This window comes from Saccharospirillaceae bacterium, assembly GCA_022448365.1.
Classification (GTDB): Bacteria; Pseudomonadota; Gammaproteobacteria; order Pseudomonadales; family Oceanobacteraceae; genus Bacterioplanoides.
The window spans coordinates 1,155,255-1,169,095 of sequence record JAKVCS010000003.1 but is presented as its reverse complement, the minus strand read 5'-3'; the positions used below and the strand labels follow the sequence as shown (position 1 = coordinate 1,169,095).

12 protein-coding genes are annotated in these 13,841 nt (G+C 49.1%); 8 read left to right on the top strand and 4 right to left on the bottom strand.

Annotated features, from left to right (window positions below; genetic code table 11):
- Positions 1-15: 15 nt before the first annotated feature.
- The gene (locus tag MK185_08990) at positions 16-984 is read right to left on the bottom strand and encodes a class 1 fructose-bisphosphatase (protein ID MCH2040757.1); all 969 of its coding nucleotides are present in this window, start codon (positions 982-984) and stop codon (positions 16-18) included.
- Between the two features lie 215 nt (positions 985-1,199).
- On the opposite strand from MK185_08990, the gene mpl reads away from it, so the two are divergent.
- The 5 genes from mpl to MK185_08965 all read left to right on the top strand — a co-directional run bounded on the left by mpl (position 1,200) and on the right by MK185_08965 (position 6,612).
- The gene (mpl, locus tag MK185_08985) at positions 1,200-2,603 is read left to right on the top strand and encodes a UDP-N-acetylmuramate:L-alanyl-gamma-D-glutamyl-meso-diaminopimelate ligase (GenBank protein ID MCH2040756.1); all 1,404 of its coding nucleotides are present in this window, start codon (positions 1,200-1,202) and stop codon (positions 2,601-2,603) included.
- A gap of 13 nt (positions 2,604-2,616) precedes the next feature.
- Complete coding sequence (locus tag MK185_08980; GenBank protein MCH2040755.1) at positions 2,617-3,243, top strand: UbiX family flavin prenyltransferase; 627 nt, start codon at positions 2,617-2,619, stop codon at positions 3,241-3,243.
- The gene (locus tag MK185_08975; protein ID MCH2040754.1) at positions 3,240-3,647 is read left to right on the top strand and encodes a hypothetical protein; all 408 of its coding nucleotides are present in this window, start codon (positions 3,240-3,242) and stop codon (positions 3,645-3,647) included. Before MK185_08980 ends, MK185_08975 begins: the two co-directional genes overlap by 4 nt.
- 70 nt (positions 3,648-3,717) lie before the next feature.
- Entirely contained in the window at positions 3,718-6,228 is a 2,511-nt protein-coding gene (locus MK185_08970) for a thrombospondin type 3 repeat-containing protein (GenBank protein MCH2040753.1), read from the top strand.
- A gap of 126 nt (positions 6,229-6,354) precedes the next feature.
- On the top strand, positions 6,355-6,612 hold the full coding sequence (locus MK185_08965; GenBank protein ID MCH2040752.1) for a DUF2175 domain-containing protein: 258 nt from the start codon (positions 6,355-6,357) through the stop codon (positions 6,610-6,612).
- A gap of 18 nt (positions 6,613-6,630) precedes the next feature.
- Here the strand turns inward: MK185_08965 and MK185_08960 are convergent, their stop codons facing one another.
- Entirely contained in the window at positions 6,631-8,184 is a 1,554-nt protein-coding gene (locus MK185_08960; protein ID MCH2040751.1) for a DUF3369 domain-containing protein, read from the bottom strand.
- 116 nt (positions 8,185-8,300) lie between these two features.
- Positions 8,301-8,939 (bottom strand): cAMP-activated global transcriptional regulator CRP, encoded by a 639-nt coding sequence (gene crp, locus MK185_08955; protein ID MCH2040750.1) that lies wholly within the window; start codon positions 8,937-8,939, stop codon positions 8,301-8,303.
- Positions 8,940-9,151: 212 nt separating this feature from the next.
- Here crp and MK185_08950 point away from each other — a divergent pair, with 212 nt between their 5' ends.
- Genes MK185_08950 through MK185_08940 form a run of 3 tightly spaced genes read left to right on the top strand, consistent with a single transcriptional unit; the run spans position 9,152 to position 11,587 of the window.
- Positions 9,152-9,574 (top strand): OsmC family protein, encoded by a 423-nt coding sequence (locus MK185_08950; protein MCH2040749.1) that lies wholly within the window; start codon positions 9,152-9,154, stop codon positions 9,572-9,574.
- 34 nt (positions 9,575-9,608) lie between these two features.
- Positions 9,609-10,400, top strand: a complete 792-nt coding sequence (gene speD, locus MK185_08945) for an adenosylmethionine decarboxylase (GenBank protein MCH2040748.1) — start codon at positions 9,609-9,611, stop codon at positions 10,398-10,400.
- Positions 10,400-11,587, top strand: a complete 1,188-nt coding sequence (locus tag MK185_08940) for an MFS transporter (GenBank protein MCH2040747.1) — start codon at positions 10,400-10,402, stop codon at positions 11,585-11,587. The genes speD and MK185_08940 overlap by 1 nt, the downstream gene beginning before the upstream one ends.
- A gap of 276 nt (positions 11,588-11,863) precedes the next feature.
- Here the strand turns inward: MK185_08940 and MK185_08935 are convergent, their stop codons facing one another.
- On the bottom strand, positions 11,864-13,840 hold the full coding sequence (locus MK185_08935; GenBank protein MCH2040746.1) for a TonB-dependent receptor: 1,977 nt from the start codon (positions 13,838-13,840) through the stop codon (positions 11,864-11,866).
- Between the last annotated feature and the right edge of the window lies 1 nt (position 13,841).

Genomic DNA, 13,841 nt, shown 5'->3' with positions numbered 1-13,841 from the left:
TTTATAGCTAAAGCTTTAGCGATGATATTTCACGGCAGTATCCACTTCACTGGCAGAGCCCATAATAACGGATACGCGTTGATGAATGCCTTCTGGTTTCACATTCATGATTTCTTCAAATGCCGTTGACGCTTTACCGCCAGCTTGTTCAACCAGCATACTCATGGGGTTGCCTTCATACATCAAACGCAGTTTGCCTGGTTTTTTCGGGTCACGTTTATCGTATGGGTACATAAAAATACCACCGCGGGTCAGGATGCGATGAATTTCAGCAACCATCGATGCAATCCAGCGCATATTGTAGCGTTTACCCAGAGGGCCTTCTTCGCCCTGTAACAGGTCCGCAACGTAATTTTGCATCTCTGGAAGCCAGAAGCGCTGGTTCGACATGTTGATGGCAAACTCCTGAGTTTCTGCAGGAATCTGAATGTTTTCACGTTGCAAGAAGAACTCGCCGTCACGCGGGTCGAGTGTGAAAGAGAATACACCTTTGCCAACGGTCAGAACCAACAGAGCCGATGGACCGTACAACACATAGCCTGCGGCTACTTGTTCGGTACCTGCTTGTAAATAGGCTTCCTGTTCGCCGGCATCGGAACCCGGGGCGGCTTTCAGAATTGAAAAAATAGTGCCGACGGTGACGTTAACATCAATGTTGGAAGAACCATCCAGTGGATCAAACAGTACCAGGTATTCGCCGTCGCTATTGCAGGCAACCGGATCGTCCTCCTCTTCACTGGCAATGCCTTTAACAGCAGGGATCTTTGCCAGCGTGTCCTTGATCATGTCGTTGGAAATAACGTCCAGTTTCTTCTGGCATTCGCCCTGTACGTTTTCTTGTTCAGCGCTGCCCAGGATACCGGCAAGAGAGCCAAGGTGTAGCTGGTGGGTAATATCCTTACAGGCTACCATCAGGCCGTCGATGATTTCAGTGACGGCCTGATTGTCGCAGTGCTGGTCCAGAAAAGTACGCAGACGTTGCATAGTGGGTGATCCTCTCACGCTTATCTTATTCAAAATTGCGCGCATACTACCGGAAAATTGCTGGAATTTCAGTCAATCTCTGTGCGAACGGCGACAAAGATGTCGCCAAGTTGGCAAAAGTCATGGTTGAGCGCTTGGGGACAAGCACAGATGCCAGTACACTAGCGCCTATTCTCAGTTACGAAATACCTACTAAATCCATGGCTTCAACTCCTATGCGCCTACATATTCTCGGTATCTGCGGTACCTTCATGGGTTCTCTGGCAAAGCTGGCTAAAGATATGGGTCATCGGGTCTCGGGATCGGATGCGGGTGTGTACCCGCCGATGAGCGATCAGCTGCTGGCTGCTGGTATTGAATTGAACGATGGATTTGATCCGGTCAATATTCCAGAGGACGTTGATCTGGTGATCATTGGCAATGCCTTGTCCCGCGGTAATCCGTCGGTTGAGTTTGTACTGGAACGCGGTATTCCATACATGTCCGGGCCACAATGGTTGGGGCAATACGTGTTGCGTGGAAAGTGGGTGGCTGCGGTGTCAGGCACTCACGGTAAAACCACAACAACCAGTATGTTGGCCTGGATTCTTGAATACGCAAAGATGGCACCCGGTTATCTGATCGGTGGTGTGCCGGAAAATTTTGGTGTTTCGGCGCGACTTCCAGGATCTGCAGAACTCGGTGATTCGCCGTTCTTTGTTATCGAAGCGGACGAATACGATACGGCCTTCTTCGATAAACGTTCCAAATTTGTACACTATCAGCCACGTACCTTAATCCTGAATAATCTGGAATTTGATCACGCCGATATTTTCCCTGATCTTGCGGCTATTGAGCGTCAGTTTCATCACTTGGTTCGAACGGTTCCAGCCAATGGTTTATTGGTTATGCCTGCGTCTGAAGATGCTTTGGAGCGTGTCATCGGCCTGGGGAGTTGGACGCCTGTTCAGAGATTTGCCCGGGACGACGATCATGTTCCGGCTGATTGGTTATGGCGTTTGGATAAGGCTGACGCCTCTCAATTTACCTTGTTGGCCGACGGTACTGAGGCCACGGTGAACTGGCAGCTGAGTGGTTTACACAATGTCAGTAATGCTATTGCCGCAATGATTGCTGCACGCCATATGGGCGTCACGCCGACTATATCGGCTAAAGCTCTGGGCGAGTTTATTTCGGTAAAACGCCGAATGGAGCTGGTCGGTGACGTAAACGGTATTCAGGTTATTGATGATTTTGCCCATCACCCAACGGCCATTGCCACCACTCTCGCGGGTGCTAAAGCGAGGTTGCAGGCAGAGACTAATAAGGGCCGTATTATTGCGGTGCTTGAGCCGCGTTCCAACACCATGAAGCTGGGTGTGCATAAACATGAGCTAGCGCAGTCTGTCAGTGATGCTGATAAAGCGTTTTGGTTTCAGCCGGCCAATATCGATTGGTCATTGGCAGAAGTGGCCCACCAGTGTGAAATTGAGGCGGAGTGTTTTGATGATTTAACGCGGTTGCGTCGGGCCATCTGTGCTGAGGTACAACCGGGCGATCGTATTGTTGTGATGTCCAATGGCAGTTTTTCCGGACTGCCGAAATTATTGCTGAGTGATTTGCAAGACTGTCAGTTATGAAGGAAAGCCAGTTATGAGTAGTGAACGCATTTGTGTCGCAATCACCGGAGCTTCTGGTTCCTTATATGCATTACGTTTGATCGAGGTGTTGGTTAAGGCATCCAGGCCTGTTGATGTGATTATCTCCAAAGCTGCGCAACTGGTATTTGCTACAGAGATTAATCTGGCGATTCCGGCTAAACCTCAGGCTCAGGCTGAGTTTCTTGCCAAGCACTTTCATGTCGATGCTGAGTTGATTCGCGCCTTCGGTCGCGAAGATTGGATGGCACCATGGGCTTCTGGTTCGGGCCAGCCAGGACCGGTTGTAGTGTGTCCCTGCAGCACCGGAACATTATCAGCGATTGCTACAGGTGCCAGTAATAATTTAATCGAACGTGCTGCGGATGTCGCGCTAAAAGAACGACGTAAATTAGTTCTGGTTCCAAGGGAAACGCCTTATTCTGAGATTCATCTCCAGAATATGTTAAGCCTGACACGAATGGGTGCCGTAATATTGCCAGCGTCCCCTGGCTTTTATCATCAGCCTGAGAACATCGAAGACTTAATCGATTTTGTTGTGGCGAGAATTTTAAATCAGTTAAATATTTCCCAGCAGCTAATGCCTGCCTGGGGAAAGGATAATAACGAGGAAAAACCATGAGTGAGCCGTTGCCTCAATCACACAATCCTGTACAGGAACCGCAGGAAGATAAAGTAAAATGGATCGCGGTAGGTTTATTTGTCGGCATTATCGGTTCGGTCATTGCTCTGGATTGGTATGGTTATATTAAGCATCCATCTAATTTCGATGGTGCGACCATTGCTGAGTTCAAATTGATCTCACTGAATACCGAAGCAGCCACCAAAGTGTCTCCCAAAAACTCTGGCAAAGAAGCATTCTGTGCGAACGGGTATTTATTGCTGCGCCCAACCAACGGCAATGAAGTAGCGGGCATTCTGGTTGATCACAAAAAACGCCCGGTACACTGTCGCTACGGGTTTGCGAAAAGTGATTCTGAAGAGCAGTACCTGAAAAAGCAGATGGAAGAAGCGGACGTAAAATAAGCATTTCTTATTTGCCATTCTCACTAAGCATTCTGAAAATACGAAAATAAAAACGAAAAAAGAAGTTGTTATGTTTTTCATCCCGAGCCGTTTGTCACGATCTTTATTAGCCAGCGCTATCATCTCAGCTTCTGTGGCGATGATGCCTGTACAGGCAGAAATCAGCGATTTAGATGGTGATGGCATTGCCGATCATCTCGATACCGACCGTGACGGTGACGGGATTTCCAACTTTCTGGAAAAAGCCGCTGGCACAAACCCGGACGTAGCGGATCAGTCGGATGCGGATGACGATGGCATTCCGGATTCTCTGGATGATGATGCAGATAATGACGGGGTGCGTAATACGAAAGATGATTTTCCGGGTGATCCGTCCGAATGGCTGGATACCGATGGCGATGGTATTGGAGATAACAGCGATAAAGATATCGACGGCGATGGTATTCGTAACGATCTGGAAATTCAGCTCAATGCTGATCCGCTCGATAGCAGCGAAACACCGGCAGACTACGATAATGATGGTTGGCCGGATTTGCTTGATGAGGATATGGATGACGATAGCTATAGCAATGCAGAAGATGCATTTCCGCTGGATGAGCGGGAATGGTCGGATCTGGATGGCGATGGCATTGGCGATAACGAAGATCAGGACTGGGATAATGATGGTATCAGTAATGATCTGGAAGATCGGGTAGGAACGGATGCCAAGGATAAAAACTCGGTTCCGGGTGATATTGATGGTGACGGTATTCCGGACTCGTTAGATAGTGATCGTGACGGTGACGGTACTGACAATATTGACGATTTGTATCCTGATAACCACCGTGACTGGGCTGACACGGACGGCGATGGATTACCCGATAACCGCGATATGGACGCTGATGGTGACGGAATTCCGAATGTGTTTGAGCTGCACATGGGCACCGATCCATTGGATGCGAGCAGTTTTCCGCAGGATAAAGACGGTGATGCAATGCCAGATGCGTTTGATTCTGATCGCGACGGCGATGGGGTGGATAACGCTCTGGATGTTTTTCCGGCTGACCCGGATGAGTGGGCTGACTCTGACAATGACGGTATTGGTGATAATGCCGATGAAGACCGAGACAATGACGGCTTCTCTAACGATGTAGAGAAGCAGGCTGGTTCCGATGATCTGGATGCAACCAGTATTCCAGCTGATCTCGATAATGATGGCGTCGCGGATGTTGTCGATCGTGATATTGATGATGATGGTCGCCCGAATGATAGCGATGCGTTTCCCAGAGATGGCAGTGAGTGGACAGATTTTGATGGTGATGGTGTCGGCGATAACTCTGACCCTGATCAGGACAACGATGGCATCAACAACGATTTTGAGCGACGGTTGAATTTTAATCCATTAGATGCCGCCAGCGTGCCTGCAGATCTCGATGGTGACGGTGTACCTGATGCTCTCGATAGTGACCGCGATGGCGATACTATTGGCAACGCCATTGACCGTTTCCCGAATGACAAATTAGAGTGGAATGACATCGATAATGATGGTGTCGGTGACAACTCAGATACCGACCGTGACGGCGACGGTATTACCAATGATTATGAGATTCAGGCTGGCACTGATCCGGCTGATGGTAACTCTCGTCCTGATGATCTGGACGATGATAAGATTCCGGACCTGTTTGATGACGATATCGATGGTGATGGTTATTTGAATGCCGACGATGCCTTTCCCAGAGATCCATCCGAATGGCGAGATCTTGATGGCGATGGCATTGGTAATAATTCCGATCTGGATATCGACGGCGATCGCATTTCCAATGAGTATGAGGTGCGTCTGAATTTTGATCCAATGGATGCGGCTTCAACGCCTGCCGATCTTGATAGCGATGATATTCCGGATGCATTAGACGAGGATATCGACGGCGATGGCATTAACAACGGCCAGGATGTATTCCCTCGCGACGCAAGTGAGTGGGCAGACCTGGACCTTGATGGTATCGGCGACAACAGTGATGCCGATATTGATGGTGATGGTATCAGTAATGATTACGAGACTGCGGTGGGTACCGATCCGGCCGATGCCGCATCAGTTTCCAGCGATAGTGATGGTGATGGTATTCCCAATAGTTTGGACGATGATCGTGATGGCGACGGTTACCCCGATGCAGACGATGCGTTCCCGGATGACCAATCTGAATGGGCCGATTTAGATGGCGATGGTCTGGGCGATAATAGCGACCCGGATCGTGATGGTGATGGCTTTTCCAATAAAACCGAACGTCAGGAAGGAACCGATGAATGGTCTGTCAGTAGCTTTCCTGACCACAATGCGCCGGTGGTTGAATTTGCCGATTGGCGCAGCAATGAGCCAACGGTTGTAAGCGGAATGGCTTATGACGATGGCATGGGTATTCGTGCCGTTTGGTTGCAAAATCCATTCGGGGAGCGCTGTGACGGTTCGGTAATTTATAACGGTCATATTCGGGTAGTGTGCCCAAACCGGAATAACAGCACGGAATGGACGTTGATCGTTGAGGATGTATCGGGGAACCGAACAGAGAAAACGTTGCCTGGTGCAATTTCATCGGAGTCGAATTAATGATCGATACTCCGTATCTGATGATAATTCCTGAAAAAGTTTAAATCTCGGCTGTTTTTTGCTATTCACAAGCCGTTGCAGGAAGCAGAGACTACACTCAGTGCTGTTACTCTGAGTTTTGGTAATATGTCACTTAACTGTGTTTTTTGTAAAAAGCCTGTCTTTGGCCCAAATGGCTTAACCGTGCCAAAGCGTGGTCCGGCACATCGGCAATGTTACCAGGCTGATGCAGCACTGCGGCGTACTTTTCAAAGCCTCGATATTACCGAATTAAACGACGACGAACTTCTTGACCTGAAAGACCTGGTCCTGACAGAGGAAAACGAGAGGTACCGACAGCTGGCAGGTGAGGCTGAAGGAAGCGGGGATGTAGAGCTTTTCTGAGGGCACTTCTGTATTGGACTAATCCGGAAATTGCTCGCGGATTTGTGCAACTCTGTCGATATTATCCAATAGTATACGAACTAGATCGGGATCAAACTGCTTACCGGATTGTTGTTCGATTAATGTCAGAGCTTTTTCCAGTGGCCATGCCTCTTTATAGCATCGCTCACTGCCCAACGCATCGAACACATCGGCCAGCGCTGTTATGCGACCCGCAATATGAATTTCTTCTTCTTTTAAACCCTCCGGATACCCCTGGCCGTTCCAGTGCTCATGGTGTTGACCCGCAATAATGGCACCCAGCTGGAGAATCCGCCGATCGGATTTCGACAGAATGTCTTTACCGATGGCGGCATGACTTTTCATGATTTCCCATTCCTCGGCATCGTGTTTTCCGGGCTTGTTCAGAATCTTATCCGGAATCGCGACTTTACCAACATCATGCAACGGAGATGCAAGTTTGATCAGTTCAGCTTCCGCCTCGGATAGGCCATATTCTTCAGCCAATAAGCGAGATATTTTTGCCACTCGTTTGACGTGGGCGCCGGTTTCTTTGGAGCGTTGCTCCACCGCTTCACCCAGAACGTAGACCAGTTCGCGCTGGGTCTCGAGAATGTCTTCACGCATCAACAGGTTTTCATAGGTAATGGCGACGTTGGTGGCGTATATTTCCAACAATTGTTTGTCCAGTGCAGAAGGCTCTTTGTGATACGCCACATACAGTAAGCTTTCACTACCACGTTCTGAAGCAAAATAGCCGATATAGTAGTCGTCATAATATTGGCTTGACTGCGTTTTCATCGCGGCTTCAAATCCTGCACGGATATAGTCGGGCATGGTGGAGAAGCTATCCATGTCGGTGAACTCTTGCATATCACCGGTCGCTGCCAATACTCGGAAACGTTTTTCATGCAGGTTCAGATGGTCTAGCTGTGAGCTGCTTGAGCAATACAGTGCCGTCTGCTCCAGGCCCAGCAGGTTGGTGACCTGGTCGAGAACAGCCGAGGCAAATTTACTGATTTTGCCTGCGCTGAATACCTGAGCCGATGCTTTAATGACATGCTCCAGGCCACGACGATGCTCGTCCAGGGTGCAAATATCGCGATAGCTTCGTAGGGTGGCGTACATCAGGGTATTGAGTTTGGTGGTCGTCAGCTCGGTCTTGTCTTTATAGTCATTGATATCATAGGTGCGTATGACTTCATGCTCGGGTGCTTGCCCCGGTTGGCCAGTTCTCAGCACAATTCGTGTGTAACGGTTGTTCAGGTCTTCACGAATGTAGCGGGCAACATTCAGGCCGGCATGGTCCTCTTCCATGACCACATCAAGCAAAGCCATGGCGATGTCGTCATTATCGCGCATGATTTGTTTGGCTTCCTCGCCGCTGTAGGCGCTGATCAGTTCCATCTTGCGTCCATCGAACTGGAAGCTGGTCAGAACCATGCGGGTGATGCGATGAACATCGGGTTCGTCATCAGCAATCAGAACCTTCCATACCATCTTTTCGGTGTTGTTGGTTGGTGTCTGACGATCCGAATTATTATCGTCAGCAAAGAGAAAGTCATCTGGCATATAAAACTCCAACCTGATGTCGCTTGAGGTTATGGGGCTGACCAGCGGTAAGAATAAACATTCACTTATTCTAGTTCAGAATGAGGGACTTGGTGTTTTGGGTAGCGGTTGTAACGTCATCGCGTACCATATACCACCATTGTTTTTCCTTTAACAGAAACCAGTCCCTGTTCTTCCAGATCTTTCAGTACCCGACCGACCATTTCACGAGAGCAGCCAACGATTCGGCCAATCTCCTGGCGTGTAATCTTGATCTGCATGCCATCAGGATGGGTCATTGCGTCCGGTTCTTTACTCAGATCCAGAAGAGTACGTGCAACCCGGCCAGTTACGTCAAGAAACGCCAGATCACCGGCTTTGCGCGTTGTGCGGCTCAGACGTTCGGCCATCTGGCGGAAAATCCGGAAGATCAGTTGTGAATCCTGGTTGGCCAGTTCCTGAAATTTTTCGTAGCTGACTTCAGCGACTTCGCACTCTGTTTTGGCTTTTACCCAGGCCGTACGTTCTTGTTGTTCTTCATCAAACAAGCCCATTTCGCCGAAAAAATCGCCTTCGTTGAGGTAGGCCATGATCATCTCTCGACCATCACTGTCTTCAATGAATACGGTAACGGAACCTTTGATCAGATAGTACAGTGTGTTGCTCTCTTCGCCTGCGTAGATCAGGGTGCTGCGCGCCGGATAGCGACGTCGATGGCAATGAGATAAAAAGTCTTCCAGGTGTTGGTGTTTAGGAATGATGGGAGGAAGGCTCATAAGGTGACATCCGGTCAGAATACAATGCAAGATTATTACTGATTATGACGACTTATGTAAGTCACAATAACAATGGTAATCGGGGATCGTTTTGCGGTGATTGTGCCATTCTGTTCGCGTATCGGCGTCACAATTTTTCTTCTCCGGCAATCCTGCCCTGTGGTAATCTGCGCCGTCTGAGCGGGGTAGGTAAATAACACTGGAGTATTCACGTGAAAGCAGCAGTAAAGTGGGTTGATAATGCCATGTTCCTGGGCGAATCGGGAAGTGGCCATAGCGTTGTGATGGATGGCCCGGAAGACCATGGCGGGCGCAACATGGGGGTGCGTCCGATGGAAATGTTATTACTGGGTTTGGGTGGATGTACCAGCTTTGATGTGATGAGTATCTTATCGAAGCAGCGTCAGCAGGTCGTTGACTGTATTGCCGAAATCGAAGCCGAACGAGCTGATGCGGTTCCGTCTGTTTTCACTAAGATTCATGTGAACTTCAAAGTAACCGGAAAGAACCTGAAGGAGTCCCTGGTTGAGCGGGCGGTTAAATTGTCGGCAGAAAAATACTGCTCCGCCTCCATTATGCTGGAGCAGGGTGGGGTAGAAATCAGTCATAGCTATGTTGTGATTGACGCAGAATAATCTCTGCAACTGTTTTTGAATTGAGGATACGTTATTGAACAAGAAGTTGCGTCTGCACGGTTTTAATAATCTGACCAAGTCTCTGAGTTTTAACATTTACGATATTTGTTACACGCAAACTGAGAAAGAGCGTCAGGAGTACATCGAATATATCGATGAGTTATACAGTGCAGATCGTTTGACCAAAATCCTGACAGATGTTGTTGATATCATCGGTGCCAATGTTTTGAATATTGCACGTCAGGATTATGAACCGGAGGGCGCCAGCGTCACCATTCTGATCGCTGAACACGAAGTACCGCCAACGGCGGATCTGATGGAAGAAGCGCCGGGTCCATTAAAAGATTCTGTGGTTGCTCACCTGGATAAGAGCCACGTAACGGTTCACACCTACCCTGAAAGTCACCCGCACGGCGGCATCAGTACCTTCCGGGTAGACATCGATGTGTCTACTTGCGGTCTGATCTCGCCACTGAAGGCACTTAACTATCTGATCCACAGTTTCGATTCAGACATTGTGACTTGCGATTATCGTGTGCGTGGTTTCACCCGTGATGTTGACGGTGTCAAACATTATATCGACCACGATATTAACTCGATTCAAAACTATCTGAGTGAAGATACTCAAAACGCTTATCAGATGATTGATGTGAATGTGTATCAGGAGAACACGTTCCATACAAAAATGTTGTTGAAGGATTTTGTGCTGGATAACTATCTGTTTGGTGAAGGCTCAAAGAGCTTAACAGTGACCGAACGCCACGAAGTTGAAGCTAAGGTGCGCAAGGAAATGCTGGAAATTTTCTACTCGCGCAATATGCCCTGATGCCAGTTGGTGTTCAGGGGTCCGCCATCGTTTGGTGGTTGATGCTGACACAGGCGTTGGCTCTCAGCGCTGCGCCGCTCATGGTGTTTGCCGGCGGACTGATCGGCAAGCAACTCCATACCGATCCGGGATTTGCGACACTGCCGATCGCGCTTATGATTGTTGGGACCGCGATAACCGCATTGCCAGCGTCGCGTCTGGCACAGCGATTGGGTCGGCGTAGACTGTTTTTGCTGGCCGCTGGTATGGGTGGTATATCCTCGTTGGTTGCCGGATTTACCATCGCAGTCGGGTCTTTCTGGGGGTTTTCGCTGTCGGCTCTGACCCTGGGTGGCGTCATTGCTGTGATGCAGCAATCTCGTTTTGTCGCGATGGACAGCGTGACTGCCGATAAAAAACCCGTTGCTGCTGCACGTCTGCTGTTGGGTGGTCTTGTTTCTGCCTTCCTTGGCCCTGAATTGACGTCATTATCGGCCCTCTGGCCAGATTATGGCTTTGCTTCGGCATTTTGGGGACTGGCTGTGCTATTCATTGCTGTATTGGCGGTGTTTTATTGGGTATTACCGCCCCTTCATTTACCGCAGCGGCAGGCGAATAACAGTGGACGACCGATCGCTGAGATTTTCTCGCAGCCAGTTTTATGGCTGGCGGTGGCAGCGGGTGTCGGAGGCTACGGTCTGATGGCCTTTATTATGACGGCAACCCCCCTGAGTATGACGACGCTGGATAATCATTCTGTGATGGAAGCCAAATGGGTGATTCAGAGTCATATCGCAGCGATGTTTTTACCCTCACTGATATCTGGTCAGCTGGTGCGCTATCTCGGCTATCACCGTATGATTTTATTGGGGGTCATCGTTTATGCCGGAACTTTGCTGGTATCGGGTTTTGATCAAACCCTGGTGCATTATTGGGTCGGGCTGATATTGCTTGGTCTGGGCTGGAACCTGATGTTTGTTGCAGGAACCGCGTTATTGCCCCTGACCTACCGCGCTGAGGAAGCCAGCCGGGTTCAGGGTGTAAACGACATGCTGGTATTTACCGCTCAGGCCCTCGGTGCCCTGGCGTCGGGTACCGTCCTGATGTATCTCGGCTGGCAAGGACTATTATTCAGCACAATTCCGGCCTTGTTATTGTTACTGACACTGCTGATAAAGGTTCCGGCAAATAAACTGCAACAGGGTTAGTGTTTATCAGTCAGCTGTTCCAATAAAATTTCCTGGGGCAATTGTGCTTTCTTTTGTTGGATAAGGCAGGTATACGCCGCACCACACAGCAAAAGTGCACCCAGTAGACTGTAGGTTATAATCATGAGCATCTCTCCACATCAATTATCTGAATGGTAGAAAGAAATAAGAATTTGCCCAGGCAACTTCTCTGGCAGTTTCTGTTTTTGCTTTGCCGGAGAATATAACTTTATGAAATAGCTACAAAAAAAGATTTGTAACTATTTCGGATTTGAGTCAAAACTGATGATATATCTGAGCTTGCCAGCGTGGTTGGCGATGATATGTCAATTGAGTGTTAGCATCAGATATCACTGAGTTGTCATCCAGTAGCTGTTTAACGCCCAGGCTCATATGCCACGTATGCCACTGTCGGCTTAAATAGAGTTCGAGTTGCTGGCCGAGCTGGCTTGTTATTTTTACGTTTTCGCCGTCAATATTGATCTTCTCTTCACTACTTCCCTGATAGCGCCAGAAAATACCGTATTTCCAATGAGACCAGTTACCATCAGCGGCCAGGGTTACGCTGTACTGGGGTTGATGCGCCAATGGTTGGCTGGAACGCTCTGTTGTCGCGCGCATGAAGGAGGTGTAGATCCCGGCCTCTGCCGTTAACGACAGGTCAGGAGAGAGCTGGATTCTACTGTCCACTTCCAGGCCTCGTAATCGGCCGTTGACTTCGCTGTTAATCGGTTCGATGACGGTCACAGTGCCGTTGTCGAGCGGTTCCTGGCGACTGATATTGAGTATTGCGTTATTGATGGTGCGCTGAAAAAGGCTGAGCCTGAACTGGTTCATGTTGCACCGGTCGTGATAGAGAATCGTTGCTTCTGCCGCACTGACCAGCTCTGCCTGCAGATTTCCGTTGCCTCTCAGCTCGACATCTTGTTGGCGGATACGATAGGGGATTCGTGCTGTCAGTTCTGGCTGCCGGACACTCTGGAAAGTACTGAATTGCAATTCTAGTTCATCATTGTATTGATGTTTCAGATGGAAGCTGGGGAGCCAGTAGGTATCGCCGGTTGTTTCAGAGGTGTTGGATTCACTCAATTGGTCGGTTTGTTTCAGGCTGTACGTTTCCATACGAAAACCTGCTTCAAATCGTGTTGAGTCGGTAAGGTGCCAGCGATCTAGGCCAAAGAAATGCCATGAAAGATCATCAACTTCGTAACTGAGTGGTGTCGATTCATTGATGTTAATTCTCTGATCGCTTTTTACCTGCCGGCGCATGTGTTTTACATTTAGCCCTGCTTGCCAATGATGCTCATCGACAACTTCCTGAAGGTTGGCGGTAAACTGCCAGCGGTTATCATCTTGCTTAACTTGAATGCCTTGCAGCTGTTGCGTTTTGTTGTGGACTTCTGCAATTAACGAACTTTGCCAGCGCATATGCGACCAATCACTGGCGATCTGCGTACGCCAGCGAACGCTGTTTTCGTCGCCGTTCTGGTTTTGCAGGTTACGGAGATTAGGATCGACTCTGCCACTGGATCGGTTTTCTTCGGAATTTTTTAAGTGCAGCAAAGTGCTGGTAAAGTGTGTTTGGCTGCTGGTTCGGCTGTAGCCAAGATAATAACTGGTGCGGTCATCGGCTTGCTGGCTATTCCAACGGTCTTTGCTGCGTGATTGCTCCTCAGAGCGATCAATTTCCGTTGCGTGTACTTTATTTCGACTCTTTTGCCAGTCAAACGCATAGTAGAACTGATGCTGGCCAAATAGCTGTGAACCGTTAACGGCGGCCGCTGAATTCAGCGGCAATGCACCAGCATACAGGCGCAACGTATGATCTTGTTGGTCACTGTTGCGCAATACCAGGTTGATGGTTCCTGCTGCACCGCCACGCGAATCAAGATCTGCGCGCCCACTGCGGGTTACCTCAATTCGTTCGATCATACTGGCAGGAATCTGGCGGGCGCTGACGGCATTGTTAATACTGTCTCCACTGAGTGGATGACCATCAACCAGAATGGCCAGATAACGATTTCCCATTCCGTGCATCTGCAGCAGTGGTTGACCTTCACTGTCTTGTTGCAGGGTAACGCCGGGAATATGAATCAACATATCCAGTGCAGTGTTCGGCTGCCAATGGCTGAAGTGCTGCGCCCGGTAGTTGAACTGGTTGTAAGCTTCGTCAGTATTGGTGAGCTGTGCTTGAGTTACACTGGCGTATAAACAGGCTGACAGTAGAAACAGTAACAACCCGGATGCCGTCATA